The following is a 26796-nucleotide window of genomic DNA, read 5'->3' as shown; positions in this document are numbered from 1 at the left end:
GTGAACTTCATTATCAAGCAGAAATGGTTAGTCATTATTGCATGGATTCTGGTGGCTGCAGGTCTGTTCATGGCTGCACCGAATATGGCAGAACTTGTCCGGGAAAAAGGGCAAATCACCGTGCCTGACGAATACTCCTCGACACTGGCTGGCAAAATTATGGATGAGGTCAGGGAGCAGGAGGGCGGAGGCGATGAGACTCAGGTCGCACTTGTCTTCCACAGCGAGAAAAAATTGACAGCTGCAGAAATCAAGGAAGCGGAAAACGCAATCCGTGAACTTGAAAAGAATCGCGAGGAAATCGGGATCACGGATATCCTGACACACTTCAATGAGGAAAGCATGAAAGAACAGCTTGTCTCTGAAGATGGAAAGTCAATCCTGTCCTCGGTAACGGTCAGCTGGAATGACCGCGAACCGGCTGAAGTAAGGAAGCTGCTCTATGACACGATTGAGGATGTTGACGTCGACCACTACTATACGAGCCAGTGGCTGATCAACGAAGATTTAATGACCAGTTCGGAAGAAGGATTGAAAAAGACGGAAGGAATTACGGTCGTCTTTATTCTTGTCGTCCTTCTCCTTGTATTCAGGTCCGTCATCGCTCCGGTCATTCCATTGCTGACAGTCGGGATGGCATACCTGGTTTCACAATCGATTGTATCGGTGTTAGTTGACCAATTTGATTTTCCACTCTCAAACTATACGCAGATTTTCCTTGTTGCCGTATTGTTCGGGATTGGAACGGATTACTGTATTTTGCTGCTCAGCCGTTTTAAGGAAGAGCTCACGCATCATGAAAGTGTCCCTGCTGCGATTGTCGCTACCTATAAAAATGCAGGGCGCACAGTATTTTTTAGCGGGATAGCAGTTATGATCGGCTTTGCCGCCATTGGCTTCTCACAATTCATTTTATATCAGTCCGCGGCTGCCGTAGCAATCGGAGTCGCCATGCTTTTGGTCGGATTATTCACTATTGTCCCGTTTTTCATGGCGTTATTAGGCCAAAAGATATTCTGGCCTTCAAAGCAGAGCGCAGAGCATGGTGAAAGCAAGTTATGGGGCACTGTCGGAAGATTCTCACTGGCACGCCCATTCCTGAGCCTGCTGATTGTCGCTGCTGTATGTGTGCCGTTTCTGGTGGCCTATGATGGGGAGCTGAGTTACAACTCGCTGGATGAAATCAGCGGAGATGTAAACTCAATTAAAGCGTTTAATGCAATCGCAGGCAGCTTCGGCCCAGGCGAATCGATGCCGACACAAATCATCTTGAAAAATGATGAAAGAATGGACTCGGCTGAATACATTGAACTCGCTGAAAAAATCAGCACCGAGCTGAAAAAAGTTGACATGGTCGATACAGTTCGTTCGGTCACAAGGCCAACAGGAGAGCCAATCGAAGACTTCTTCGTCTCCAAACAGGCCGAAACACTTGGTTCAGGACTGGGTGAAGGAAAGGAAGGACTGGATAAAATCAGCGATGGCCTCAATGAGGCTGAAACTGAATTGTCAAAGTCAGCACCCGAATTGGAAGGGGCAGCTGACGGCATAAATGAATTGATCAATGGAACAACTGCAATTAAGTCAGGTCTTGGCGAAATCCAGACCAACCTTGGCAAAATTGAGGATGGCATTCGCAAGGGTTCTGCGGGGTCTGATCAGATTCAGGCAGGATTAACAGAAGCAAAGTCCGGGGCTGAAGAATTGCTCGCCGGCTATAAACAGCTGCAATCCAAGTATGTGGAGATGCAGGCTGGCCTGGCACAGCTTGAGGCGGGATATACAGAGGCCGGGGGCGGAATTTCAAAACTGTCTGGCGGCATATCACAAGCAAACGGCCAGCTATTCGGCTATTTGGAAAATAGAGACCAGACATTGAAAGCAGACCAAAACTATCAGCAAATTAAAGGACAGCTGCAATACATGCAGACTGAACTGGCAAAAGCTTCAGCAGGTCTGGATCAACTTAATGAGGTACTTCCGCAGCTTACAGGCGGCATGGCAAAAGCAAATGAAGCCTTTGCCGGAGCCTTGGCACAACAAGCAAATTTCGGCCCGGGACTCCAACAGCTGATCGACGGTATCGAACAGCAGCAGACAGGATTGAATCAGCTTGCTGACGGACAGGGGAAAATCGTCGATAATTTCCCTAAGCTGACAAATGGCTTGACTGGAATCAATGCGGGCCAACAGCAGCTTCTGGCTGGTTTTGGCGGATTGGGGACTCAGTTAGGTCAGCTCACGGACGGACTAAGCCAGAGCACGGATGGGCTGGATCAGGTTTCTGAAGGACTTGGTTCCGCTCAGGAATACCTGAACGGCCTGGCCAAATCTGATTCCAATGGTTTTTACCTGCCTGAGGATGTGCTGGAAAGTGAGGATTTCGCCCAGGTATTTGATGTCTATTTTTCAAAAGACCGAAAAGTCATGACGATGGATGTCATTTTTGAAGCAAATCCTTACTCAAACAAAGCGATGGCACAGATTCCTGAACTTAAGGAAGCCGTTGAGCACGCAACGAAAGGGACGAAGCTTGAAAATGCAGATGTAGCCGTCGGCGGGATCACAAGCACGAATGCGGATCTCGACACGATGTCTGGCCAGGATTATACCCGCACAGTGATTTTGATGCTGCTAGGCATCGGTATCATCCTTGTATTCCTGTTCCGCTCCATCATCATGCCGATTTACATTATAGGCTCATTGATATTAACGTATTATACTTCAATGGCGATCAATGAAGTGATCTATGTCGATATTCTCGGATACTCAGGCATCAGCTGGGCGGTTCCGTTTTTCGCCTTTGTCATCCTAGTTGCCCTTGGTGTCGACTACAGTATCTTCCTGATGGACCGTTTCAATGAATATAAGGATTTGTCCATCTCAGAGGCAATGCTGCTTTCGATGAAAAAGATGGGAACGGTCATCATCTCGGCAGCCGTCATTCTCGGCGGAACTTTCGCCGCGATGATGCCTTCGGGAATGATGTCGTTGCTGCAAATCGCATCAATCCTCCTTGCGGGATTATTCCTGTACGCGTTCATCATGCTGCCGCTGTTCATCCCGGTTCTTGTGAAGAACTTTGGCGAAGCAAACTGGTGGCCGTTTAAAAGAGCATAATGGAAAAGAGGCAGCCGATCAGCTGCCTCTTTTTGCATTAACACCTATCCACTCCACAGGACATTCCTTCATTGGGGTCGTCCATTTCTGAGAGGATAATTTGTTCCAGTGCTTCTTTCGACCTCATCCCCGGAACGACCCTGTCTCCAACGATGAACGTCGGAACAGCAGTGATGTCCACCTCGTTATAAGCATGATCCAGTGCTTGTTGATGAGCCTCTTTATACTTACGGGTTTCGAGCGCGTGACGATATTCATCTTGATCGAGACCAACTTCACCGGCAAGCATTGTCAAAACCTTAAGGTTCCCAATATCTAACCCCCTCTGGAAAAATGCCCTGAGCATATGGTCATTATACTCATTTCCTTTTCCATGCTCCTTCGCATACTGATATCCCTCAAATGCAAGGTGTGTGTACGGCTGGGGAGATACATCGGGAAGGACAATCTCCACCCCCATCCGCTCAGCCATAGGATAAACAGATTGCTTCCAGGTGCTTTGCAGGTAATGTTCCTCAGGCTTTAACGTTTTGTTGGGATAGGGCCTTAATTCAAAAGGCATCCATTCCAGTTCGACATCCTTCCCATCGATGGCTTCCTTCAGCGGAAACTCCGCCAAAAAACAGAATGGTCAAACATAGTCTGAATAAATTTTGATTTTCAGTGTCATAGCAGCCTCCTCCATATTCTTAACAGTGTTAGGGTTTGTTTGGATTATACCTTTATACACTCTGGCTAAACTTGCAGCAGGATTTTCATTGCTAAAATCAATTCAGTTCGAAGGCAGGATGAGGCAGGCAGTTCATAGAGATGGGAAGATTCATGACGGGATCAACATGGGAATATTGCGGTCAGGAAGAAAGTCGATTCTAAGCCGTAAAAAAAGCTGTACAGAGTTAAATCTGTACAGCTTTTGTGCCTTCATATACAATTTACCTGCCAGTCATCAGGTTACTCAGATGCGGGATTTAAACCTTTGGAAGGAAGAAGCTTGTCCAATATCCATCCAGCCAGGCCGCCGACCAGAGCAGGCAGAAGCCAGCCCAGACCTTCTGCATAAAGAGGAAGCGATTGAAGAAGAGCCATCAGTGCTTCTGATTCAACGCCAAATGTTTTCAATCCATCTATGACACTGACCATTCCAGCGGCAAAAACAGCTCCGACATAGACCCCTCGCGCTCCTTTGAAAAAGCGGTCAAGGAAAGAAAGGATGACTAGAACGATCGTGATTGGATATAGAACGATCAAAACAGGTACTGAAATCGAAATGATCTGGTTTAAGCCAAGGTTTGCGATTAGCAAGCTGACCAATGTCACAGACAAGGCGAACACCTTATAAGGCACCTGTGGCATCATCTTGTTGAAAAATTGGCTGGTTGCCGCTACAAGACCAACAGCAGTCGTAAAGCAGGCAAGAGTCACAATCAATCCTAACAGCAGCATGCCCGGTACACCGAACATCAACTTCGCAGAAGCTGTTAAAATCTCACTGCCATTTTCGAATTGACCTCCCGAAGCCATCTTTGCTCCCATCAGGCCGACTGTTACATAGACAAAAGCCAGGCCAATTCCGGCAATGACGCCTGCTTTTAATGTTTCCCTTACAATCTGTTTGCGTTCCAGCGCCTTTTTCTGCTGGACAGCTCCTACGACAATGATGCCGAATGCCAGCGCCGCAATGGTATCCATTGTCAGGTACCCTTCAAGGAAACCTGTGGCAAATGGTGCAGCGGTGTATTTTTCAGAGACAGCTCCAAATGATCCGTCCAGTTTGAAAAAGCTGCCGAGTACCAGCAGAACGATGGCAGCGAGCAAAACAGGCGTTAAAATGCTCCCAATCCGCTCAACCATTTTTGATGGATTCAATGTCACCCAGTAAACAAGTGCAAAAAACGCAACTGTGAAAAGCAATAGGACAGTCGTATGCAAACCGCCCTCTGCCAGGAATGGCTTGACGGACATTTCAAAAGCAACATTGGCGCTTCGCGGAATCCCGAAAAACGGTCCAATCGACAAGTATACTGCAACGCTGAAAACAACTGCAAAAACAGGATGGACCCTTGACCCGATTTCTTTTACGCCGCCCTTTGCCATTGAAATGACAACGACCGTCAACAACGGCAGCCCAACCCCGGTCACGACAAAACCAAGCATGGCCGGCCAGAAGTTCGCTCCTGCTTCCTGCCCTAAAAATGGCGGGAAAATCAGATTCCCTGCTCCAAAAAATAATGCAAATAACATTAAACCGATTGTGAGTGTATCTTTACCTTTTAAGCTTCCCATCCTTTTTCTCCTCCTAATATAATGTTTTGGCACTGAGAGTATAGGAATTTCGGAACGGAATGTTATATGTTGAAAAATAAAAACCCGCCCCTAAAACTAGGGACGAGTTATCCTCGCGTTACCACCCTGATTCCGCAAAAACAAAAGCGGCCCTCATCAACGTACCATCATACGTGTTCCCTTTAACGGCGGACAATCCGGCAAAGCTTACTGCCAATAAGGTTCAGCATTGCATCTCAGAGATGATGCCCCTCTATAACCTGAACACCGGTTTGCAGCAAATCACCGGCTCTCTGTAGATCAGTTCCATGAAGGACGTGTTCTCGTCATCGATTTTATTATTTTGAAATATATTAACATGAACTATAATAATATTCAGATAATAATATGTCAATACTATTCGCAAAGGAAAGTTTTTCATTATGCACTTGAACACTGGAGATTCAATTGAAAATCCAGGAAGTGGTATTTTATAGACATTTTGACGCCCATCACACCCCGAAATGTCCAAGAAGTGTTGTTTAAAAGACATTTTGAGGCTGTACACGCCCCGAAATGTCTAAGAAGTAGTGTTTAATAGACATTTTGAAGCTGTACACGCCCCGAAATGTCCAAGAAGTAGTGTTTAATAGACATTTTGAGACCCAACACGTTCCAAAATGTCTAAAAAACCGCGTTTAATAGACAATTTGAGGCCCAACACGTTCGGAAATGTCTAAGAAGAGGTGCTTAATAGGCATTTTGAAGCTCATCACACCCCGAAATGTCCAAGAAGAGGTGTTTAAAAGACATTTTGAGGCCCAACACGTTCCGAAATGTCTAAGAAACCGCGTTTAATAGACATTTTGACGCCCATCACACCCCGAAATGTCCAAGAAGTCACGTTTAATAGATATTTTAACTCTCGTCATATGCCGAAATGTCTAAGAAATGCCTTGAATGGACTTGCCGAACTTAACTATTCTTTAAACTCTATATAAAATATAGTGTCTTTAACAGTACAATCCATATTAAAATGGGGTTAAATAAGTCTGAAAATGGAGAAATGCCATGAATCTTAAAAAGCTTGATGCGTTCATTATGGTTGTAGAGAAGAACAGTTTTTCAGAGGCTGCAGCTGCGCTTAAAAGTTCCCAGCCATCGGTTAGCCTGAAAATCAAAAGTCTGGAAGATGAACTTGGATTCGAACTGCTCGACAGGGGGGCGGCTGGAATCAGGCCGACGTCTGCAGGAATGCTGGTGTACAGTGCTGCAAAGGACATTAAGAGCAGGTGGAAGACACTCGAAGATGAACTCGGGGAATTTCACGGTACGTTGACAGGGACTCTTACCATTGGTGCGAGCACGATACCGGGCACATACCTGCTTCCAGGCTGGATCAAGAAATTTCGGATTCTGTTTCCGAAGGTGGATGTAAAGATTGATATTGGCGATTCGAAGAAAGTGCTCGATCAATTGCAGAATCATCAGATTGACGCAGGCATTATTGGGATGAAAGTCGACTCACGCCTGGTGACGAGCAAGCCGATTGCCTCAGATTCACTGGTTTTAGTCACACCTGTGGAGCACCCATTAACCCTTGCAGAATCACCGGATTTTCCCCAAATACAGCAATATGATTTCGTCCTCCGTGAAGAAGGATCAGGAACACGGAAAATGATGGAGCATTACTTGGTGGAAAAAGGTCTGTCGCTTGATGATCTGAACATTGCTGTCTCGATCGGAAGCACGGAATCCGTGATCGCAGCCGTGGAAGCCGGACTCGGCATCAGCTTCGTTTCCAGACTCGCGGCAATGCCTGCTGTGAAAACAGGACGTATAGCCATCATTGATAGCTTTGCTCCGTACGACAGGGAGTTTTACCTTGTGGCACAATCGGATGCCGAAAATCGCCCGCTGATCAAGCAGTTCACCGACGCAGTCATGGATTCTAGTTTGTAAGATAAACGATTCCCTTTTAAATAGAAAGTGCGGATGACAATTTATAATTTTCACATTATTATTAGGGGTAGGAGAAAGGGGCGTTTTGGATGCAGGTTAAAGTATTTGCTAATCTCAGAGATATTTGCGGAGGCGTGACGGTCGAAGTGAAGCCTGATGGGGAACGGGTAATGGATGTGCTTGATAAAATGTGCGAAATGTTCCCGGATTTGCACGAAGAAATTTTCACAGAAGAAAAGACGCTCAAGCCATTTGTACACGTTTATATCAATGGCCGTAACATCGTCCATGACCAGGAACTCGAAACGAATGTAAAAGAAAGCGACCAGTTCGCATTGTTCCCTCCTGTTGCCGGTGGCTGATATGGTAGATAGAATACTAGAATTCCGCGGAATCAATAGGGATCATCTCGGCATGTATTTTGAAGAACTGGGCGGCCGACTCGTAACCGATTCCTTCCCGTACGTGTATGAAGCGGAAGGATGGAGAGCGGAAATTTTGAGCGAGGATGAACTTGCTTTTACAAAAACATTCATCGTTAATGCTGTTCATATCCGCTTTGCGGCGGAAAGCATGGATGAGCTCGAACACCTGATCAAAAATTACCGTTATAAAACAACCCGGGTAGGCGGGTAGCAAAGGTTTCGGCAACTTTTTGCCGGGGCCTTTTTATTTTTGCAAAAAATCTATATGTAATTCATATTCCCGACTGATATCGAGGATCGTAATCGTGGATTACGCTAATAAGAAGCGAATCTACACCCTGTAAGATGGCACTTTTGATTAATCCGACCACATTTCAGATTTATTTGGCGGATTTCAAGATAATTCGATCACATTTCAAGTCTTTTTGGCGGATTTTAAAATAATTCGATCACATTTCAAGTCTTTTTGGCGGATTTTAAAATAATTCGACCACATTTCCTATTAATTCGACCAAGTTGCTTCATCCGCAATATCTGCACCCTTAAACAAAAAACCAGGCGAGAAAGTCACCTGGTTTCTCTCAAACTATTAAACTTCTTCTGTAGCCGGAGTTGTTTCTTCGCCAATGATGCCCAGTTCGCGAAGTTTTTCTTCGGTAACGACGCCATCCTTCCAGCCGCGGACATTGTAATAGTCTTCCAGCATGATATCCATGCGTGAGACAAGTCCTTCACTGTTGCCGGAAGCACCTTCTTCAGTAAAGCGTTTTGGAAGGAAGTCATCCTCACGCTTGTTGAAGCCGGCTAGGTTATTGTAATAACGCTCAAGGTTGTAGATTCTTTCCCCTGCAAGCATGACATCATCCGCTGTCATTGGGATGCCTGTCATTGTGCTGTATTGCTCAGCGTAGTGCTCGGCGTTTTCAGAGAAAGAAGAGAACTTACAGATATTCATAGAGTCAGAGAATGAAAGCAGGTTCTGGAATACGTTCAGAAGCTCAGCTTTTCCTTCTGCTACTGTACGGTCAGTTGGCTCTGGAATACCGGCGATTTCAGATGCGATTGTGTAGCCGCGAAGGTGGCAGGCACCACGGTTACTAGTCGCATAGCCAAGGCCGATTCCCTGGATTCCGCGCGGATCGTAAGCTGGGATGGACTGGCCTTTAACGGACATGGACAGTTCAGGAACTCCCCATGCAGCAGTCGCTCGTGCAGGACCTTCAGCAAGGATTCCGCCGAAACCTTCACGGAACGCGATTTTGCGAGCAATCTCGATCATGCCGTCAGCATCGCCCCAGTCAAGCTTCTCTTCAACGATGCCTTTTTCATAGGCTTCCATTGTGACAGAGATGGCGTGGCCTAGCTCGATTGTATCCATTCCATATTCATTACAGATATCGATTAAGTATGCGATCGCTTCAGAGTCGCTCAAACCGCTGTTCGCTCCAAGCGCCCATGCAGATTCAAACTCAAAGCTTTCTACGCGAGTCTTATATTTGCCTTCCTTGACTTCAACCTCGATCTTACAGCCAACCGGGCAAGCGTGGCATGTGTTGTTGGCAACGAGAATGTGCTCGTTTACCCACTCGCCGGAATGCTTCTCTGCTTCATCCCAGTGTGTCAATTGAGAGTTTCGTGTTGGAAGCGCTCCCACTTCATTGATCAAGTTGGTAAGGACGTTTGTTCCGTATACTGACAAGCCGCCTTTGTTAGGAGCAGTAAGGCCGCCTTCAAGAATCGCTTTAACAGCTTTCTTGTTAGCCTGATTGTAGTCATCTTTTTGAGCAGGCTCAGGCATGTTGCCCTTTTGAGCTGCCTTGATCACGATTGCCTTCAGTTTTTTGTAACCTGCAACCGCACCAGTACCGCCGCGTCCAGCCGCACGGTCATGCTCGTTCATGAAACCGGCAAAACGCACTCCGTTTTCGCCAGCCTGGCCGATCGTCATAACGCTGAGGTTTTCTTCGCCATGAGCATCTTTCAAAGCCTGTACAGTCGCGCGCGTGCTCAATCCCCACAATTGAGAAGCGTCGCGGATTTCTGCCTGGCCATCCTCGATATACAGGTAGACCGGTTTGTCGCTCTTGCCTTTGAAAATCACGTTGTCGATTCCAGACCACTTCAGACGGGCAGCTGTCCATCCGCCCATATGAGAGTCAGTAACCGTACCGGTAAGCGGTGACTTTGTTACGACAGCAAGACGTCCGCTCATTGAAGAACGAGAACCTGTTACAGGGCCAGTCATGATACATAGTATGTTTTCTTCTGATAGAGGCTCAACTTCTGGTCCGTTGTCCAGTACATACTTGACTCCAAGGCCGCGGCCGCCGATATACTTCCTTACATCTTCTTCATTGATGCCACGGTAACCGACAGTGCCATTGGTTAAGTCAACTACGACTTCTTTGTTTTTAAATCCCCCAAGATTCATCTTAACTAATCCACCTCTTTCACTTTTAATAGTAAAAAGTCCCTAAGAGGGTAAACCCTCTTAATATTTAGTATAGTGAAAATTTTCCCTAAAAAAAAGCTTTATTTAAAGATATAATCTAAATAGAAGTGAGGGGATATCCATGAATGAAATGGAGCGTTATTCTAGACAAATTTTATTCAAGCAAATTGGCCGTGACGGACAGAAGAAACTGCTGGCTAGTTCTGCAGTCATCGTCGGCATGGGGGCACTGGGGGCAGTGATCTCGAATCATCTGGTTCGCTCGGGTGTGGGGCATGTGCGCTTCATCGACCGTGACCTGGTCGAGCTGTCCAATCTCCAGCGCCAGACTCTCTATGATGAAGAAGATGCGCGCGAGAACCTGCCGAAGGTCATCGCTGCTGAAAAAAAACTGAGGAAAATCAATTCCGAAGTGAGATTGGAACCAATTATTGCCGACCTAACGCTGGATAACGCGGAGGACCTGCTTGCTGGTTTTGATGTGATCGTCGATGGGACCGATAATTTCATGGCACGGTATCTCATAAACGATGTCGCTGTGAAACATGGAATTCCATGGGTCTACGGCGGGGCAGTGAGCTCAAGGGGCATGTTCGCTGTCATAAAACCAGGTGAGACTCCGTGCTATCGCTGTCTTTTCCCGTCCGTCCCCGCAGGACTTGGGGATACTTGTGACAGCATCGGTGTGCTATCACCAATCACGGATATCATCGGTTCGTTCGAAGCGGTCGAAGCTTTGAAGCTGCTTGTCGGAGCGGAGTCGAATCCCAATCTTGAACAGATGGATATCTGGTATAACTCGTTTTTGCAAATGGATGTCAGCCAGGGGCGCAACCCGGAATGCCCAGCATGTGTCCATCATCATTATGAATTTCTCGATCGCTCATCAGAGCAGCAGATTAACTATGCATCACTTTGCGGACGCAACACGATCCAAATCAATCCCCGACAGAAGGCAAAATTGGACCTTGAAAAACTGGCAGGCCGTTTGAAAAACAATGGCGAAGTAAAAGGCAACCCTTTCCTGTTACGTTTTATGCCTGATGATGAAATCACCATGGTCATCTTCCAGGATGGAAGGGTGCTGGTCCATGGCACGAATGATCTGGTAAAAGCTAAAAACTATTATGCCAGATACATGGGGTCCTAATGGGATTGAAAACTACATAAGGATTACAGCAAGATAAATTTAACGATAAAGGGGAGAGGGATTTGGCAGGCTATATTGATGAGCTGAAAAGAGTGATCGGAGAAGAATGTGTAAGTGTGAATGAAACGATTTTGGAGCTTCATGGCCGCGATGAGTCGTACCATGAACCGCGCCTGCCTGATGTCGTCGTTTTTCCGAGGGATAAAACAGATGTCAGCAAGATCCTGAAATTTGCGGACGAAAGTAGGATTCCGGTCGTGCCATTCGGTTTGGGAACCAGTCTTGAAGGCCATGTCATTCCGGTGAATGGAGGGATTTCCCTCGACATGTCGCAGATGAATGCGATCCTCGAAGTGAAGGAAAATGACTTTCTGGTTAAAGTCCAGCCCGGCGTGACCAGGTCCGTATTGAATAAAGAACTGAAGAAATACGGCTTGTTCTTCACTGTCGATCCAGGTGCAGACGCGACACTCGGCGGGATGGCGGCAACGAATGCGAGCGGCACGACTTCTGTCAGGTACGGCATCATGAGGGACCAGGTCCGGGATCTGGAAGTAGTACTCGCCAATGGTGATATCATCCATACCGGCAGTCTGTCTGCCAAGTCTTCTTCAGGAATCCATCTGAACGGCATGTTTGTTGGCTCGGAAGGAACGCTTGGGGTCATAACAGAGCTCACGTTGAAAGTGTACGGAATTCCGGAGGCGATTACTGCAGCAAGGGCGGTTTTTCCTTCTGTAAGAAAAGCTGTCGATGCCGTAGTCGGCATTCTGGCAGGCGGCATTCCTGTCGCCCGGATTGAGTTTGTCGATGGGGAATCTGTCAAAAAAGTAAATGAATACATGGAAACTCAGTACGAAGAAGACACAACGTTATTCATGGAGTTCCACGGCAACGAAGCAGGGCTCGCTCAGGATGTAGAGTTCGCCACGGAAATATTGAAGGACCACGGCTGTTCGAACTTCCAATTCGAGGCTGATTCCAAAGCGCGAAACCAGCTGTGGGAAGCAAGGCATAATCTGCTTTACGCCTACAAACACACCGCCGGAAACAAAAGCATCATGCTGACAGATGTCAGTGTCCCGGTCTCAGAATTGACCGGAGCGATTCTCCACACCCGGGAATTAATTGACGCTTCATTGATTGAAGGCTCGATTGTCGGCCATGTCGGTGACGGCAATTATCATGTTTTGCTGCTGCTTGATAAAGAAAATCCTGAAAAAGTAACCGAAGCTGAACGGATCAATGAAGAAATTGTCCACTATGCGCTGAACCGCGGCGGAACCTGCACCGGCGAGCACGGAGTAGGATTGGGAAAAGCAAAATACCAGCGCCTCGAGCACGGAGCTGCCTATGAAGTGATGAAAACCATTAAAAAAAGCCTTGATCCGAATGGGATACTGAACCCTGGGAAGATTTTTATAGATTAACGAAAAAGAAAGCGGCCATTATGCCGCTTTCTTTTCATTATTGGGGGATAAGATAAGCAAAAAAATGAGACAATCTCTACGATTTGCACATTAATCTCTACGGTAAAAGGGGTAATCTCTACAATTTACCCCATAATCTCTACGAAAAGTTTAATAATCTCTACGATTTACCCCATAATCTCTACAATTTCCAAAAAGTAGGAACCACGCCTTAATAAAACAGTCTGACAAGCAAGTACCCAAACCCCGAAAGCAGCACAGACCCGGCAAGTCCGGCTGTCAATGCCTTTCCGCCCATTTGGCGGAATGATTTGAAATCAACATTCAATCCTAATCCGGCCATTGCCATCCCGATCAGCAGATAGGCGAAGCTGACGATTGCCGAAGCGGCGCCTTCGCTGACCAGTCCTGTCGTATTGAAGGCACTGACGGCGAGGAAACCAAGGATGAACCAGGGAATCGGAAGGGAGGCGAACGTCATTTTCTCTCCCGTTGCTCCGGTTTCCTTCCGTTTAATCAGGATGCCGATTAAAATGGCGACAGGGACAAGCAGTGCTACTCTCGTCAATTTTACGATGATGGCGAGGTCAAGCGCTGCCTGTCCAGCCGGATCGGCAGCTGCGACGACGTGGGCGATCTCATGCAAGGTGCCTCCGGCGAAAACGCCATAGTCCAGTGCATTCAACCCAAGATAAGAAAAAATCAACGTATAAAGGATAGTAAATATCGTTCCGAGCACCGCAACATTTGCTGCACCGACGGCTGTTTCTTTTTCATTCGCCTTGATGACTGGTGCGATGGCGACGACTGCTGCAGCTCCGCATATCGCCGTGCCACAGGCAGTCAGGATGCCGAGTCGCTTTTCAACCTTGAAAAGCCTGCTCAGACCATAAACCACCAGCAAGGCAAACGTCAGATTCGCAAATGCGATGAAAAAGACAGTCGCCCCTGCATTGTATATATCATAAAGATTCAGCCTGAAACCCAGCAAAATAATACCGAGCCGAAGGAGCTTTTTGCTGGAATAAGAGGCACCCTCCAACAAACCGTTATCCACTCCAACGGCAGCACGCCACATCATTCCGAGCATGATGGCGATGACAAGCTGGCCCATGATCGCGAAGAAGGGCAGTCCTGCGATCAGGCGCGCAGCCAGTGCCAGTACCAACGTTAAAGCAATCCCTTTGAACACCGGCACGCTAAAACGAGGCAAAAGTTCATTCATTTTCATCATTACACTTCCTCTGAATCAATCTATCTACCACTTTATCGAATAAAAGAAAAATAGCAAAACCCATGTATGTATTCAATCCCGAATTGTCAATATTCACAAAACGGATATATGTGGGCTAAGTTTTGCACCTGGATGGTGATTATAATGAAAGTAACTATACGACCTCCAAAAGCAGGTGAGAAAAAATGGAGAGAAGCATGTCGGAGGGAAGATTCCTAATCTATACCATTGCTGCGGTGATGTTCTTTATGCTGATTCATCTTTATCACTCCGATCTTTCACCCTACTTGAATCCTGAAAACTATATTGCCATCCATACTATTTTGGAATTTTTCAGTATTGCAGTTTCCTTTTCGATTTTTTCATATGGCTGGAAATTGTTCGGTTTCACTAAGTCAAGAAAGATCCTGATGCTTTCGTTTTTGTTCTTCATTGTCGGTGTACTCGATTTATTACACACGGTGACGTTCAAAGGCATGCCGTTTTTTATAACCGAAAGCTCGATCGCAAAGGCGACATGGTTTTGGGTTGCCGCCAGGGTGGCCGAGTCGTTGTTGATAGTCCTTGTTCTCATTCTGCCGGAACGCCAGCTGAAGATGGATTCAAGGCGAATCTGCCTTGCTTTATGTACCATTGTTCTCGGTACCATTATGTATATGATTTTCAGGTATGAACAAAGTCTGCCTCTTCTCGTCATTGAAGGAGAAGGAACGACGCTTTTAAAAAATGTCATCGAATATGGTGTCGGTTTCCTGCACTTTATTTCCATCGTGATTTCGCTTTATTTTTATCATGAAGGCAAGGATGGCCAGCATCTGTATGTGGCTCTCGCATTTACGTTTTTATTCCTGTCGGAGCTTGTTTTTACCATCTATCAGAGCGTCTACGACATCGATAATTTCACCGGCCATTTATACAAGGCAGCAGGCTACTTTTTCATCATGAGAGGCTTCTACTTCTCGACCATTGCCGATGACAGCTTTTTTACAGGTCCCCGGGAAAAGGTTTGGTCTCAGCCTGAAGAAATGATCCAGAGTCACTACGGAATCATCTTCAGGCTGACGAAGCAGGGAAATGACTTCATCCATAAGATTGTCGGCGGTGGATTGCTGGAGGATCTCGGCTTCACCCCGAATGAAATCAACGGCAAGACGCTGAAGGAGTTTTTGCCCGAAAAAGCGGGAAGAGTTGAGAAGTATTATGAATGTGTCTGGAAAAATAATGAGAAAATCGTCTTTGATATCGAAATAGGCGGGAACACCTATGCCATTTCGCTTATGCCTGTTTTGAACAACGGGGAAGTTGTCGAGATTGCCGGGGCAGTGATGGGAATCGTGAAGCATTCACGGTTGGACCGCTGTTCAAGGAGTACAAAGGCAAATGCCTTGTGAGATTAAAGAAAACCTGCACCCGTGCAGGTTTTTTTCTTTATTGTTAACCAGTCCTTAATGGAATTTTAGGGAACTCAGCGAATAAGCTATTAGTATCAGCCCTGTCCGATGTACAGGGTGACCAACTCAAGAGGGGAGCATACTTTTTCAGTAGTCAAGAGGATGTAAATAGTCTTTTTACAGGATGTTTTTAGCGGGAGGAAATGTTAATTTGGTTATGTGTTTACAAATATCAACAATATTTCTGGAAAAATGTAAACACTTACAATTTTTAAGGAAGAGGTGTTGACAGTGCTGGGATTTTTACAAAGAATCGGGAAGGCTTTGATGCTTCCAATCGCTGTTTTGCCTGCAGCGGCTTTATTGCTGCGTCTTGGGCAGCCGGACTTATTCAATATTCCTTTTATATCTGCAGCAGGTGACGCGATTTTTGCGAATCTTGCGCTGCTATTCGCAATTGGTGTGGCTGTTGGTATTGCGAAGGACGGGAATGGCGCTGCGGGTCTTGCTGGTGCAATTGGCTATTTCGTTTTGACTAAAGGTGCAGGTGCGATTAATGAAGATATCAATATGGCGGTGCTTGGAGGTATTTTATCCGGCGTGATCGCAGGATTGCTTTATAACCGATATCACGATATCAAGCTGCCAGACTATCTTGGTTTTTTCGGGGGCAGACGCTTCGTCCCCATCATTACTTCTCTGGTGATGATTATTTTAGCAGGAATCTTTGGTTATGTATGGCCGCCGATCCAGGCTGGCATCAACAATATCGGTGAGTGGATCGTTGGAGCCGGCGCACTAGGTGTCGGGGTATTCGGTTTCCTTAACCGCTTATTGATCCCATTGGGTCTTCACCATGTTCTGAACGCACTTGTATGGTTTGAATTTGGTGAATTCACGAATGCTGCAGGGGAAATAGTAAAAGGTGACCTGAACCGTTTCTTCGCAGGTGACCCTAAGGCAGGAATCTTCATGAACGGCTTCTTCCCAGTGATGATGTTCGGTCTTCCAGCTGCTGCGTTCGCGATGATTGCGGCGGCGAAAAAAGAGCGGAAGAAAGCTGTAACAGGCGCCCTGGCCGGCGTTGCATTTACTTCATTCCTGACAGGGATCACAGAACCGATCGAATTCTTGTTCATGTTCCTGTCTCCTTTATTATATGGTATCCACGCTGTCATGACCGGCCTCGCCATGTCGATCACCTATATGCTGGATATCCACCATGGTTTTGGATTCTCAGCAGGTGCGATTGATTATGTCCTGAACTATGGAATTGCTCAAAAGCCACTATTGCTGCTGGGTGTCGGTCTCGTATACGGTGTGCTATATTTCGTGCTTTTCTACTTTTTGATCATCAAGCTTGACCTGAAGACACCAGGACGTGAGGACGAAGTCGAGGGAGAGTTTACAGATAGCGGTGCTTCACAAGGCAATTATGCTGAGCTTGCAGATCATTATCTTGCTGCATTGGGAGGCAAAAACAATCTTAGGGAACTCGATAATTGCGTCACACGCCTCCGTTTAAAAGTCGATGATATGTCACAAGTGAATGAAGCAGACCTGAAACGGCTTGGCGCAAAAGGGGTATTGAAACTCAACAAAACAGACTTGCAGGTTATTGTTGGTACAGATGTCGAGTACCTGGCAAATGAAATGAAACGAAAATAAGGAGGCGGCAGTCCACCGCAGTTTACTGTGTCTTCTCTTTTATTGCCGTCCACCGGAAGCGCCTATTCCATATGTATTCCCTAATTTTGTAAGTTCGTTTCAGCATTTATCCGGGTAAAAACAAACACGGCCGCTGATACTAACTTAAGGAGGGATTCAACATGGATAAGGATAAACTTGTGGACATTGATCCAAACGCAAAGCCTGGGAATCAACGTGAGATGGAAGAACATTTAAAGACGACGGAGGCGAATCAGAAGCTTCAGGATGCTTTTTATGAACGAAAACAAAAGCGACGGAGTTGACCCCGCAAACCTTAATAACCAATCAGCCATACTAACGGAAATGGACTAAAGCCGGCAGACGAGTGCCGGCTTTTGCCTTGGTTTTATTGATGTCGGTCCGTTTTATCGTTCTGGTCTTTGTTGCGTTTGTTGCCTTTGCTGTTATCCCCGCTGGCCAACTCGCCGGAAAACTCAGCCATCTGGTTGCCGAGCCTCGGTGAATTCTGGTTTTTGCTGCCTTTATTGTTCTTTTTGGTCATTTTAAGCCCCCCTAGTAGTAAGTTCAGTTTAGTTTTCCCGGAAAGCAGGGAGCAATATGTACTGTTTTCTTAGTATGAAAAAAAGAAGCAGCTGTCTGACAGCTGCCCCTTCTGCTTACTCTTTGATCGCTTGTTCGATTTCTTTTTCGCTCACATTCGTTACTTGAGCGGTTTCCTTCAATTCCTGAATCAGCTCATTTGCTTCCTCATAAAGCGTGTCATCGGTGAATTCCTCGGAAAAGTACAAGGAATCTTCCAGCACGGCCTTTACCCGCAGCCTTGTACCGGACTCCGTGTCCTCGTCGCCAAGTGTGACTGCAGAGCGGGAGGTCTCATGCTGGCTGAGCAAAATTTTCTTTGGATTTTGATCTTCTTTTACAGCTTCAACAATTTCCGCCAACGAATGAACTCGTTTCAATGACATCACCCCTCTATTATGTATTCCATATTTGATGATTTTAAAACCAGTCAAAGAATAATTTCGAAAATTGTCCCTTTGCCGGGCTCGCTTTTAAGTCTGATTTTGCCGCCATGCGCCTCCACAAGCTCCTTTACGATGGCTAGCCCAAGGCCAGAGCCGCCAAGGGATGATGACCGCGACTTGTCGACGCGGTAAAAACGGTCGAAAACCCATGCCTGGTCCTCTTTAGGGATGCCTTTCCCTTCATCTTCAATCGTAAGATGTGTGCGGCCGCTCTTTTTAAATGCATGAATTGTAGTTGTTGTGCCTGCAGCAGAATACTTCCGGGCATTATCCAGCAGGTTGATGACGATCTGCTCAAAACGGACTGGATCGGCCTCGATATAGCTTTCCTCGTCACAGATTAAGTTAAGCATGATATTTATCTCCTGGAAGGAGGGAAGCATTTTCATCTGGATGCTATGCAAAAATCCGCAAAGCTCCAAAGGCTCTTTTTGGATGGGAAAAGTATTCTCATCCATTTTGGCTAGATCGAATAAACTCTTGACGAGATCGGACAGCCTGGCTGCTTCTTCATTGATAATTTGCAGGTATTTGCTTTTGTCCTCTGGACTCGTTGATTCCCTTCCAGCAATGTCTGCATAACCTTTTATATAAGTCAGCGGTGTCCTTAGTTCATGCGAAATGCTTGCGAGAAACTCACTGCGCTGCTGCTTGATATGGTTGAGGTCATCCGCCAGCACTTTGATCGATTCCCCCAGTTCTCCCAGCTCATCGTTCCCAAGGCGGGGCAAAGCGACAGAATAGTCGCCCTGGCGGATCTTCAAGGTTGCCTCATTCATTTTGATCACTGGCTTTGTAATGAATCTGGAAAGGAAAAGTGTGATGACTACCATTGAAGAAAGCAGCAGGATTCCCGCAAGCCAGAAATGCCTGTTAAGCCTGGCGATCAGCCCCTGGACACGCTGCGTGTTCTTGAACATATAGACGTTTCCATTTGCCTCTAAAGGGCTGACCGAAGCAATGTACTTCTTGTCCTGCCAGTCATCCTCAAGGATCAAGCCGGTTCGCGGAACGTCCGGTGCTGCGGTAATAATATTTTGTATGTATTGGTCAACCGGAATGGAGGAAGCAACCACTTCACCATTCTGGCCGGTGATGACAACATGAGTTTCCGTCCTGGATTCCATCGTTGTAATGTGGTGAATCGTTTCCGCAGTATAGGAAGTTTCCAGAATATCTCGATGGTTATTCCCGCGTGTCAGCAGGGAATCCAGTTCTTCATCAATTCGTGAATGGATGATTGATGAGTGAAGAAAGTAAAACAGGAAGCCCTCAACCATCAATATTGTTATGAAAAATACAATGCCTATTTTAAGTGAAATGCGATCCATATTTGCTCACTCCAAAGGATATCTTTATATTCATCATACTAAAAAAGAAGAGTGATAATAAGTGTTTGATAAATGGAATAAACTGGTTTATGCATTTCAATAATGGGTAATTTATCCAAGTGTACAAAAAAGGGGGAGCGAAAACATGGAGAAAGATTTTTATTTTTCCAAGCTGAGGATAGCGGTCCTGTTCTTTTTTATCAGTCTCGTGACCATCGGATTTAGTTGGGGATTCCTCAGCATGATGTCAGAACCAGAGGGAAATGGGGGAGGACTTGTATTGTTTGGGGCAATCATCCTGATTCTTGGATGGAGTCTGGTCTTTCTCGGAAAAACTTTTTTCCAAAAAGAGGCCAATGTAACAATCAGTGACCGCGGTCTCACATTAAGAGGGAAGGCAGGACCTGGCTTCATTCCCTGGGAAGACATTGAGGGGATTCTGCCATATGAGGTACATAATAATGCGACACTGGGCATTATCCTTAAGGATGAGGAATACTACCTGAATGCAATGCCAAAGGGAGGTCAGCGTCTCGCCAGGCTGAATGTCAAAACAGGATTTCCGGCTTTCAATATAGGCCTGAGCAATATTAAAGACAAGCAGGGGCTCATCGATTTCCTGCTTGAAATGAAAGTCCCATTCTTCATTGAAGCGGACGAGAATGAGCTTGTTGACCAGGAAAAGGAAACGAATATGCAGTAGCAAAAAAGCGGAGGAGCAGGGCTCTCCGCTTTCCTTGAATTTATATCCTTCCTCTATTTGAAAAAACAGCATGGCATCTTGCAGCCATGCTGTTAAGCAACTAATTGAGAAGGCTTTTCCAATCATTTATAAAAGTGGAAGCAGATGCGTTGGGGGATGACAACACTTCCTCTGTGGGACCAGTCTGTTTCAGCTCACCATCCATCAGGATCGCAAGCGTTCCAGCAAGGTATTTCAGTTCCATAAGATCGTGGCTGACAAAAACTGTTGTCGTTTTCGTCTGCCCGATAATCGACTTAATATCCTTCAATAACTGCACCTTCGTGGGGAAGTCAAGTGCAGAGAAGGGTTCATCGAGGAACAGGACTTCCGGCTCAAGCACCATTGCCCGGGCAAGGTTGACACGCTGGGCCTCGCCGCCGGACAGGTATGCTGCGTGTTTTTTGGCAAGATGGCTAATCTGGAATTTTTCCAGCCAGTAGGCAACCTTTTGCTTTACTTCCTGGCGGGGAAGATTCCTTAGCTTCAAGCCAATCGCAACATTTTGAAAAACGGTTGTATCAAGAAGCAGCGGCTGTTGCATCGCGACAGCGAATTTTCTTCGCATCTTAAGAGAGAGATCGTCAGAGATATCCTGACCTTTGAAAAAAATCGAGCCCTGAGCTGGTTTCTCCAGCAGGGACAAAGCTTTTATAAAAGTGCTTTTTCCAGCACCATTCGGACCCATGATCCCTAGGATTTCTCCGTCTTGTATCTCAAAGTGGGGGATGGACAGCAGGTTTTTCTTCCCGGCTCTCACTTCTAAATTTTTTACAGTAATCAGTGGGGTCATAGGCTCCGCTTCCTTTGCTGTAAGTAAGTCAGGCTAAATGTGATAATGAACGCCAATGTCATCAGGATGAATGAAAGTGCAAGAGCGATATCGAAATTGCCTTTCGATACTTCCATGACAATCGAAGTCGTGAGGATCCGGGTCTCGCCGCTGAGATTGCCGCCGACCATCATTGCGGCGCCGACCTCGGCAATGACTCGTCCAAATCCGGCTATGATGGCGGCAAGAATCGCAAGCTTTACTTCTTTCATCAAAATCCAATATAGCTGGAACTTCGTCGCTCCAAGCGCTTTGACCTGAAGGATCAGTTTAGGATTGATTTGCTGGAATGCCGTGCTTGTCAGCGCTGTGACAATCGGCAGTGAAACGAGAATCTGTGCCATGATGATTGCGGTTGGCGTGTACAGCCAGGCCAGATCGCCAAGCGGACCAGAGCGCCACAGGAAAAGAGTGATCCATAGACCAGCGACGACAGGAGGGAGGCCCATGCCGATATTGATGATGGCAAGGAGCAGCTTCCTTCCCGGAAATCGGGCAAGCCCAAGGAACATTCCCGCTGGAATACCGATCATTGTGCTGATCAGCACAGCTGTAATCGATACCCTCAGCGTCAGCAGGGTAATCTCGAGGATTTCCCGGTCTCCTGACAGGATCATTTCTATCGCTTTTTTCAATCCTTCTAATAAAAGTTCCATACGCAATCAGACTTTCTTTTGAATTTGTACTTGCAAAATTTCTGAGAATTGAAGTATTACACTTCAAGAATTGTCCATCTCCAGCGCCTTAGCCCTGGAGATGCTTCGTACCTGCCAATGAAGCCAAAGAACGGCTTCATTTCTTGTCGGGATAATCAAGACTGTTCCAATTTTCTTATTCAAAAAGGAAGAATAATGGCTCGCCGTACTCATCGGTGCCAAATTCCTTGATAATCTTCTTTGTCTCTTCTGAGGTCATATAGTCGACAAATGCTTTCGCACCTTCTGCATTTACTTTATCATGTTTTTCCTCGTTAACTTGCATAACGTGATAAATATTCAGCAGGCTTTCGTCACCTTCAACCAAAATTCCGGTGTCAGGCATGTTCTTTTTCTGAGCCAGGAATGTAGCACGGTCTGTCAAAGTATAAGCTTGTTTTTCGGAAGCGATCTGCAGTGTTGCACCCATCCCTTGTCCAGCTTCGATATATGCATCACCAAGGCTTTTCGGATCAAGAGAAGATTTCTTCCAAAGTTCGATCTCTTTTTTATGAGTGCCGGAATCATCACCACGAGACACGAATGAAGCTTTTGTATCAATGATTTTTTTCAATGTTTCAGGTACTGTTAAGCCTTTTACTTTTGCTGGGTCTTCAGCTGGTCCAACAATGATGAAGTCATTGTACATGACCTTCTGTCGGTTGATGGCATCGCCGCTTTTTACGATTTCTTCCTCCGCTGCAGGTGCGTGCACAAGAAGGACGTCCGCTTCACCGCGTGTTCCCATTTCAAGAGCCTGTCCGGTACCAACGGCAATGATTTTCAGATTATAATTGTTTTTTTCTTCAAAATCAGGCTTCAGAACATCAAGAAGGCCGCTATCCTGAGTACTGGTAGTTGTCGCTAGGATCAAATCCGTTTTTTCTGTTTTTTCCGTTTTTGTCTCTTGCTGATTTTCAGCTTCCTTTGTCGAGGAGTCAGAACAGCCTGTAACAAAAGCGAACATAAGTACAAGCAATAGTGAAATTAAATGTTTGAATTTCATTCCTTATTCCTCCGTTGAGTGGTTTCCATAAATGATGTTTCCGAATTCTTCAGCATCATAGCCATCAAGGTCTGCAATGCTATCTTTGAAATTGGTGAGCTGGATCAGGTCGATCAAGTGCTGGAGGGCTTCTTTGTTTCCAGGAGTCCAGCGGAACACTAAGTCAAACTGTTCCCTCGTGAGCGGGATGAAATCGAGACCTAGCTGGCTTGCTGCGCACCTGATTCCAAATGCTGCATCTGCTGTACCCCTGCTGATATGAGCTGCAGCCCCCAGGTGTGTCCACTCTTCATTTTCATAACCCTTCACATTTGTCGGCTCAAGTTTTTCATTGGCAAGGAAGGAATCGAGCAGGAAACGGGTGCCGGCTCCTTTTTGGCGATTGACAATAGTGACGTCAGTCCTTGCCAAATCTTTGACCCCGGTAATATCCTTTGGATTGCCCTTCGCGACAATCATACCCTGCTCCCTTGAAGCAAGCCTCATAACGGTAATAGGCTCGTGGACAAACAGCTGCCGGATGAAGGGAAGATTGTATTGCTGCGATGTCGGGTCGAGCAAATGGACGGCCGCAATATCGGCGCTGCCGCGATACAGCATCATCAGACCTTCGAGACTGCCGATGTAGGAGGGAGTGATGCTGAGTCCCGTTCCTTCAGAGGCTATGTACTTTACCAGCTGTTCGACCAGGAAATCATGGCTGCCAGCGAGCTGCACAGAATGCTGGGAATTTCCCTTTGCTTCCTGAACTCTGGCAGGAGTTGCGGACATGCTGGTTTTGTATCTTTCAAACTCGCTTTCTTCGATGCGCATCTTATTGCCCACTTTGAAAGCGGCAAGGTCTCCGCGCTTGATCATTTCATAGACGGTATGCTTTGAAATCTTCAGCATGGAGGCGATTTCATCGGGAGTGTAAATTTGCAAAAGGCTTCCCTCCTTTTCTTCCTAATCTAAATATAATAAAATATTTAATAGTTAGGTAGAGTTTTTGTTTGGTTTTGTTTATTTTCGTTAAGTTTTGTTTGTGGTTTATCATATTTTGTTCACAATTTAGGAATTAGATTACCAAATAAAACCTTCACAAAATACTCCAGGCAGTATCGTGTATTTCTGATTCAATACATGGTAAACTAAACTCTAGAAATATTTGATGCAGAAAGGAATACGGGAGAATGCAGATTTCAGATAAAGCGCGCGACATTTTAAAAGAAATCCTCGCAGAGCGCAATGCGGAAGGTATCCGCGTCTACTTTGGCGGCTTTGGCTGAGGAGGCCCGCAGATTGGTCTGGCTCTGGAAGAGCCGGAAGAAGATGATCATGTAACAGTAATCAATGAAATCCAAGTTGCGATTGAATCCAATATCGTCGACTATACAGAAGGCATGGCCCTCGAATATGACGAATACCGTGAAGGCCTCGTCCTCATGGGCGGCGACGGCGGCTGCTGATAAATGTGCACACCTCATGTGCATGCCTGACATAAATGGCGCACATCTATTTGCACAGGCCTGACATCAAAAAATGCACACCATCTTGTGAATGGTGTGCATTTTTTCGTAGTTGATTACTGGAAAAAAACGCGTGGAATTTCCAATTCGCTATATAAAGTAAAAAGTCGCTATAAAAAAATAAAAGTCGCTATAAAAAGTAAAAACTCGCTATAAAAATGAAAAACTCGCTATAAAAAATTTCAGAACTGCCCGGTGAACTGAAAATACAGCACGATCAGCCCGATTACCCATACATAAATCGCAAAAGGTTTTAATGAGCGCTTTTTTAAATAGCCAATCATCCATTTTACGGCGATATAACCGAAAATCGCAGCCGAAATGATGCCAATCAGCAAAGCCTGAAGTGAAATCGTCTCGCTCCCGCCGCTGAAGAGGTCCTTTCCCTGAAGGACGATTGCCCCGAGAATGGCTGGCGTCGAAAGCAGAAAAGAGAAGTAAGCTGCTGTCTCGCGGTCAAGCTTCCTCCAAAGCGCAGCGACGATGGTCAGCCCTGAACGGGAAATAGCCGGGAAGATCGCAGCAGCCTGGAAGCTCCCGATTACAAGGGCATCTGTATAACTGATGTCATCCATCTTTTTACGCCCATTTTTAATCGAATCCGCGAACCACATCAATGTTCCAGTGATCAGGAATTCCCAGCCGATTGTCACGCCTGTTTTGGAGATTTCATCAAAATAATCCTCAAACAGCAAACCGACAACGACAGCGGGAAGCGTACCGACAACAAGCAGGAAGGTCAGCTTCCCGAATGGATTTTTCAACATCTTGATGAATTCATACCTATAAAACACAAATACGGCCAGAAGCGTACCAACATGTAGCATCGTGTCGAGCAGAAGGCCAGCTTCCTCGAGCCCAAACAGGTTCCTGCCGAGATAAAGGTGCCCGGTCGAGCTGATCGGCAAGAACTCGGTCAGTCCCTGAATCAGCCCAAGAATAAAAGCTTCAATTTTAGATAGCATGAAGTATCCCCACTTTTTCAAAGACTTTGTCCATTACAAAGCTATGAAACATGTCCCGGTGGTATGCAAGCTATTTTTTGATGACTCCAATGGAAGGCCAGCTTCCTTTTGGTGACACCACCGGAATGTGAGCCTCATATGAATTTTACCGTTGGACTGTGCTTCAATTTGATGACATCATAGAGTGCCATGTTCTCATGTTGCGGACGCCACCAAATTGCCACAAGCCACCGCCTGTGTCAATATGCCTGAATACAGTGAATATGGATATGTAATAATAACCATTTCAGAGTCAGAAGTTGTGATTTATTGTCGAAAAAAATATAATGAAGTATTGAACAGTTCTTCTGATATTTTTGCAGAAAACGTCCTTCATTTAAAAAGGGGAATAAACATGACATCGAATCAAAAAAATAATTCCCGGCTCGACTATGGGCTGGTTACGATACTGATCCTTTTATTTCTTGCAAGCTGCATTGCCATTTACAGCGCCCAGACAACGGGGCAGTATGGCTCTGAAAACTTCCTGATCAAACAGATTATCTGGTACGTCATCGGTGCCGGCATCATTACCGCGGTCATCACACTGGATTCCGACCAGCTGCAAAAACTGAGCTGGTATGCTTACGGCTTTGGGCTGGTGCTGCTGGCAGGGTTGATTGTTGCTCCCTCAGGTATCGCTCCGGTCATCAATGGAGCAAAAAGCTGGTACAAGGTGCCGGCAATGGGGACGCTGCAGCCGTCTGAACTAGTCAAAGTGTTCATCATCCTGGCTCTGGCGAGAGTGATAGTCGATCATCATCAGAAATACCGCTTAAAAACGATCCAAACAGACTTATGGCTTTTGATTAAAATCGGCTTGGTGACAATGGCGCCGCTCATGCTTGTCATGCAGCAGCCTGACCTTGGGACTTCGCTTGTGTATATTGCGATCATGCTCGGGATGATTTTCATCTCCGGCATCACATGGAAGCTGCTAGTACCGATTTTTGGCACAGGTCTAACATTAATCTCGATTATCTTTTATTTTGTCATCTGGAAACCAGAAATTCTTGAGAAATACCTTGGCGTAAAAGAGTATCAATTCGGCCGGATCTATTCCTGGCTGGATCCATATAATTATCAGAGTTCGACCGGCTTCCAGCTGACGAGATCGCTGCTGGCAATTGGCTCCGGTGAAACAGTAGGTAAAGGCTATGGAACAAGGGAAGTTTACCTTCCGGAGAGCCATACCGATTTCATTTTCAGCATAATCGGTGAGGAATTTGGATTTGTTGGTGCAAGTGTTCTTGTCAGCTTGTTTTTCTTGCTGATTTATCAGATCACGAAAATCGGAATGGAAACAAAAAACGATTTTTATACCTATATTTGTGTAGGTGTTATCAGCATGATCACCTTCCACGTTTTCCAGAACATCGGCATGACGATCGGCCTTCTGCCAATCACCGGAATTCCGCTGCCATTCATCAGCTACGGAGGCAGCTCCCTGATGGGGAATATGCTTGCCGTCAGCCTGATCTTCTCGATACGGTACCATTACAAAAAATATATGTTTTCAACATCCACATAAAAACGAGCAGGAATCGATTCCTGCT

General features: G+C 46.0%; 24 protein-coding genes and 1 other annotated feature. Of the genes, 11 read left to right on the top strand and 13 right to left on the bottom strand.

Translation table 11 applies throughout. The features are described from left to right. Window positions 1–3120 carry an MMPL family transporter gene (locus tag QNH36_RS21060; protein WP_283904124.1) on the top strand — a complete coding sequence of 1040 codons (3120 nt, stop codon included), beginning with the start codon at window positions 1–3 and terminating at the stop codon, window positions 3118–3120. A gap of 37 nt (window positions 3121–3157) precedes the next feature. Here QNH36_RS21060 and QNH36_RS21055 read toward each other — a convergent pair whose 3' ends face one another. After that, a complete protein-coding gene (locus tag QNH36_RS21055; RefSeq protein WP_251542928.1) occupies window positions 3158–3790 on the bottom strand; it encodes a DsbA family oxidoreductase in 633 nt (210 codons plus the stop codon). 281 nt (window positions 3791–4071) lie between these two features. Beyond that, a complete protein-coding gene (gene brnQ / locus QNH36_RS21050) occupies window positions 4072–5403 on the bottom strand; it encodes a branched-chain amino acid transport system II carrier protein (RefSeq protein ID WP_283904123.1) in 1332 nt (443 codons plus the stop codon). A gap of 95 nt (window positions 5404–5498) precedes the next feature. Continuing rightward, window positions 5499–5742, bottom strand: a binding site (T-box leader). A 711-nt stretch (window positions 5743–6453) separates the two neighbouring features. Between brnQ and QNH36_RS21045 the strand changes: the two genes are divergently transcribed. The 3 genes from QNH36_RS21045 (at window position 6454) to QNH36_RS21035 (ending at window position 7980) form a co-directional block, all read left to right on the top strand. Beyond that, window positions 6454–7344, top strand: a complete 891-nt coding sequence (locus QNH36_RS21045; RefSeq protein WP_283904122.1) for a selenium metabolism-associated LysR family transcriptional regulator — start codon at window positions 6454–6456, stop codon at window positions 7342–7344. An 89-nt stretch (window positions 7345–7433) separates the two neighbouring features. Beyond that, a complete protein-coding gene (locus tag QNH36_RS21040; RefSeq protein ID WP_144477823.1) occupies window positions 7434–7706 on the top strand; it encodes a ubiquitin-like small modifier protein 1 in 273 nt (90 codons plus the stop codon). Between the two features lies 1 nt (window position 7707). Continuing rightward, complete coding sequence (locus QNH36_RS21035; protein WP_251542923.1) at window positions 7708–7980, top strand: MoaD-like domain-containing protein; 273 nt, start codon at window positions 7708–7710, stop codon at window positions 7978–7980. A gap of 378 nt (window positions 7981–8358) precedes the next feature. On the opposite strand, the gene QNH36_RS21030 is transcribed toward QNH36_RS21035, so the two are convergent. Then, complete coding sequence (locus QNH36_RS21030; protein WP_144477819.1) at window positions 8359–10200, bottom strand: aldehyde ferredoxin oxidoreductase family protein; 1842 nt, start codon at window positions 10198–10200, stop codon at window positions 8359–8361. A 142-nt stretch (window positions 10201–10342) separates the two neighbouring features. Between QNH36_RS21030 and QNH36_RS21025 the strand changes: the two genes are divergently transcribed. Together QNH36_RS21025 and QNH36_RS21020 are read left to right on the top strand one after the other, a co-directional pair. Beyond that, complete coding sequence (locus QNH36_RS21025; protein WP_283904121.1) at window positions 10343–11371, top strand: ThiF family adenylyltransferase; 1029 nt, start codon at window positions 10343–10345, stop codon at window positions 11369–11371. Between the two features lie 62 nt (window positions 11372–11433). Continuing rightward, a complete protein-coding gene (locus tag QNH36_RS21020; RefSeq protein ID WP_283904120.1) occupies window positions 11434–12801 on the top strand; it encodes an FAD-binding oxidoreductase in 1368 nt (455 codons plus the stop codon). A gap of 211 nt (window positions 12802–13012) precedes the next feature. Here QNH36_RS21020 and QNH36_RS21015 read toward each other — a convergent pair whose 3' ends face one another. Then, entirely contained in the window at window positions 13013–14035 is a 1023-nt protein-coding gene (locus tag QNH36_RS21015; RefSeq protein WP_144478420.1) for a YeiH family protein, read from the bottom strand. A 185-nt stretch (window positions 14036–14220) separates the two neighbouring features. On the opposite strand from QNH36_RS21015, the gene QNH36_RS21010 reads away from it, so the two are divergent. The 3 genes from QNH36_RS21010 (at window position 14221) to QNH36_RS21000 (ending at window position 17399) form a co-directional block, all read left to right on the top strand. Continuing rightward, window positions 14221–15426, top strand: a complete 1206-nt coding sequence (locus QNH36_RS21010; protein WP_283904119.1) for a membrane-associated sensor domain-containing protein — start codon at window positions 14221–14223, stop codon at window positions 15424–15426. Window positions 15427–15717: 291 nt separating this feature from the next. Next, window positions 15718–17094, top strand: a complete 1377-nt coding sequence (gene nagE, locus QNH36_RS21005) for an N-acetylglucosamine-specific PTS transporter subunit IIBC (RefSeq protein ID WP_144478424.1) — start codon at window positions 15718–15720, stop codon at window positions 17092–17094. Window positions 17095–17255: 161 nt separating this feature from the next. Then, window positions 17256–17399: a hypothetical protein gene (locus QNH36_RS21000; protein ID WP_283904118.1), complete on the top strand. Its 144-nt coding sequence runs from the start codon at window positions 17256–17258 to the stop codon at window positions 17397–17399. Window positions 17400–17482: 83 nt separating this feature from the next. Here QNH36_RS21000 and QNH36_RS20995 read toward each other — a convergent pair whose 3' ends face one another. The 3 genes from QNH36_RS20995 to QNH36_RS20985 all read right to left on the bottom strand — a co-directional run bounded on the left by QNH36_RS20995 (window position 17483) and on the right by QNH36_RS20985 (window position 19453). Beyond that, window positions 17483–17638 carry a hypothetical protein gene (locus tag QNH36_RS20995; RefSeq protein ID WP_186326801.1) on the bottom strand — a complete coding sequence of 52 codons (156 nt, stop codon included), beginning with the start codon at window positions 17636–17638 and terminating at the stop codon, window positions 17483–17485. Window positions 17639–17753: 115 nt separating this feature from the next. After that, window positions 17754–18056 carry a hypothetical protein gene (locus tag QNH36_RS20990; RefSeq protein ID WP_144478428.1) on the bottom strand — a complete coding sequence of 101 codons (303 nt, stop codon included), beginning with the start codon at window positions 18054–18056 and terminating at the stop codon, window positions 17754–17756. 50 nt (window positions 18057–18106) lie between these two features. Further along, window positions 18107–19453 carry a sensor histidine kinase gene (locus tag QNH36_RS20985; RefSeq protein ID WP_144478430.1) on the bottom strand — a complete coding sequence of 449 codons (1347 nt, stop codon included), beginning with the start codon at window positions 19451–19453 and terminating at the stop codon, window positions 18107–18109. Window positions 19454–19598: 145 nt separating this feature from the next. Here QNH36_RS20985 and QNH36_RS20980 point away from each other — a divergent pair, with 145 nt between their 5' ends. Further along, on the top strand, window positions 19599–20156 hold the full coding sequence (locus QNH36_RS20980; RefSeq protein WP_144478432.1) for a PH domain-containing protein: 558 nt from the start codon (window positions 19599–19601) through the stop codon (window positions 20154–20156). A gap of 100 nt (window positions 20157–20256) precedes the next feature. Here the strand turns inward: QNH36_RS20980 and QNH36_RS20975 are convergent, their stop codons facing one another. From QNH36_RS20975 to QNH36_RS20950, 6 genes are all read right to left on the bottom strand, one after another. Next, window positions 20257–20988: an ABC transporter ATP-binding protein gene (locus tag QNH36_RS20975; RefSeq protein WP_144478434.1), complete on the bottom strand. Its 732-nt coding sequence runs from the start codon at window positions 20986–20988 to the stop codon at window positions 20257–20259. Then, window positions 20985–21683, bottom strand: coding sequence for an ABC transporter permease (locus QNH36_RS20970; RefSeq protein ID WP_144478436.1), 699 nt, complete (start codon window positions 21681–21683; stop codon window positions 20985–20987). The genes QNH36_RS20975 and QNH36_RS20970 overlap by 4 nt, the downstream gene beginning before the upstream one ends. A gap of 175 nt (window positions 21684–21858) precedes the next feature. Continuing rightward, window positions 21859–22728 carry an ABC transporter substrate-binding protein gene (locus QNH36_RS20965; RefSeq protein WP_144478438.1) on the bottom strand — a complete coding sequence of 290 codons (870 nt, stop codon included), beginning with the start codon at window positions 22726–22728 and terminating at the stop codon, window positions 21859–21861. A 3-nt stretch (window positions 22729–22731) separates the two neighbouring features. After that, entirely contained in the window at window positions 22732–23652 is a 921-nt protein-coding gene (locus tag QNH36_RS20960; RefSeq protein ID WP_260983610.1) for a substrate-binding domain-containing protein, read from the bottom strand. Between the two features lie 278 nt (window positions 23653–23930). Further along, window positions 23931–24209 (bottom strand): hypothetical protein, encoded by a 279-nt coding sequence (locus tag QNH36_RS20955; RefSeq protein ID WP_144478440.1) that lies wholly within the window; start codon window positions 24207–24209, stop codon window positions 23931–23933. Between the two features lie 209 nt (window positions 24210–24418). Then, entirely contained in the window at window positions 24419–25201 is a 783-nt protein-coding gene (locus QNH36_RS20950; RefSeq protein WP_144478442.1) for an undecaprenyl-diphosphate phosphatase, read from the bottom strand. 394 nt (window positions 25202–25595) lie between these two features. Here QNH36_RS20950 and QNH36_RS20945 point away from each other — a divergent pair, with 394 nt between their 5' ends. Continuing rightward, window positions 25596–26771, top strand: a complete 1176-nt coding sequence (locus QNH36_RS20945; RefSeq protein ID WP_144478445.1) for an FtsW/RodA/SpoVE family cell cycle protein — start codon at window positions 25596–25598, stop codon at window positions 26769–26771. Window positions 26772–26796 lie beyond the last annotated feature (25 nt).

This window comes from Mesobacillus sp. AQ2 (assembly GCF_030122805.1).
Classification (GTDB): Bacteria; Bacillota; Bacilli; order Bacillales; family Cytobacillaceae; genus Mesobacillus; species Mesobacillus oceanisediminis_A.
The sequence above is the reverse complement of the archived record's forward strand: the minus strand, read 5'-3'. Positions and strand labels throughout refer to the sequence as shown.

Bases quoted from the DNA above. Each gene is read 5' to 3' on its own strand.
- QNH36_RS20950 (WP_144478442.1), bottom strand. From the start codon at position 25,201: ATGCTATCTAAAATTGAAGCTTTTATTCTTGGGCTGATTCAGGGACTG.
- QNH36_RS21035 (WP_251542923.1), top strand. From the start codon at position 7,708: ATGGTAGATAGAATACTAGAATTCCGCGGAATCAATAGGGATCATCTC.
- QNH36_RS20980 (WP_144478432.1), top strand. From the start codon at position 19,599: ATGGAGAAAGATTTTTATTTTTCCAAGCTGAGGATAGCGGTCCTGTTC.
- QNH36_RS21010 (WP_283904119.1), top strand. From the start codon at position 14,221: ATGGAGAGAAGCATGTCGGAGGGAAGATTCCTAATCTATACCATTGCT.
- QNH36_RS21040 (WP_144477823.1), top strand. From the start codon at position 7,434: ATGCAGGTTAAAGTATTTGCTAATCTCAGAGATATTTGCGGAGGCGTG.
- QNH36_RS21045 (WP_283904122.1), top strand. From the start codon at position 6,454: ATGAATCTTAAAAAGCTTGATGCGTTCATTATGGTTGTAGAGAAGAAC.
- QNH36_RS21030 (WP_144477819.1), bottom strand. From the start codon at position 10,200: ATGAATCTTGGGGGATTTAAAAACAAAGAAGTCGTAGTTGACTTAACC.
- QNH36_RS21000 (WP_283904118.1), top strand. From the start codon at position 17,256: ATGGATAAGGATAAACTTGTGGACATTGATCCAAACGCAAAGCCTGGG.
- QNH36_RS20995 (WP_186326801.1), bottom strand. From the start codon at position 17,638: ATGACCAAAAAGAACAATAAAGGCAGCAAAAACCAGAATTCACCGAGG.
- QNH36_RS21015 (WP_144478420.1), bottom strand. From the start codon at position 14,035: ATGATGAAAATGAATGAACTTTTGCCTCGTTTTAGCGTGCCGGTGTTC.
- brnQ (WP_283904123.1), bottom strand. From the start codon at position 5,403: ATGGGAAGCTTAAAAGGTAAAGATACACTCACAATCGGTTTAATGTTA.
- QNH36_RS20965 (WP_144478438.1), bottom strand. From the start codon at position 22,728: ATGAAATTCAAACATTTAATTTCACTATTGCTTGTACTTATGTTCGCT.
- QNH36_RS20955 (WP_144478440.1), bottom strand. From the start codon at position 24,209: ATGTCAGGCATGCACATGAGGTGTGCACATTTATCAGCAGCCGCCGTC.
- QNH36_RS21025 (WP_283904121.1), top strand. From the start codon at position 10,343: ATGAATGAAATGGAGCGTTATTCTAGACAAATTTTATTCAAGCAAATT.
- QNH36_RS20970 (WP_144478436.1), bottom strand. From the start codon at position 21,683: ATGGAACTTTTATTAGAAGGATTGAAAAAAGCGATAGAAATGATCCTG.
- QNH36_RS20945 (WP_144478445.1), top strand. From the start codon at position 25,596: ATGACATCGAATCAAAAAAATAATTCCCGGCTCGACTATGGGCTGGTT.
- QNH36_RS20975 (WP_144478434.1), bottom strand. From the start codon at position 20,988: ATGACCCCACTGATTACTGTAAAAAATTTAGAAGTGAGAGCCGGGAAG.
- QNH36_RS20985 (WP_144478430.1), bottom strand. From the start codon at position 19,453: ATGGATCGCATTTCACTTAAAATAGGCATTGTATTTTTCATAACAATA.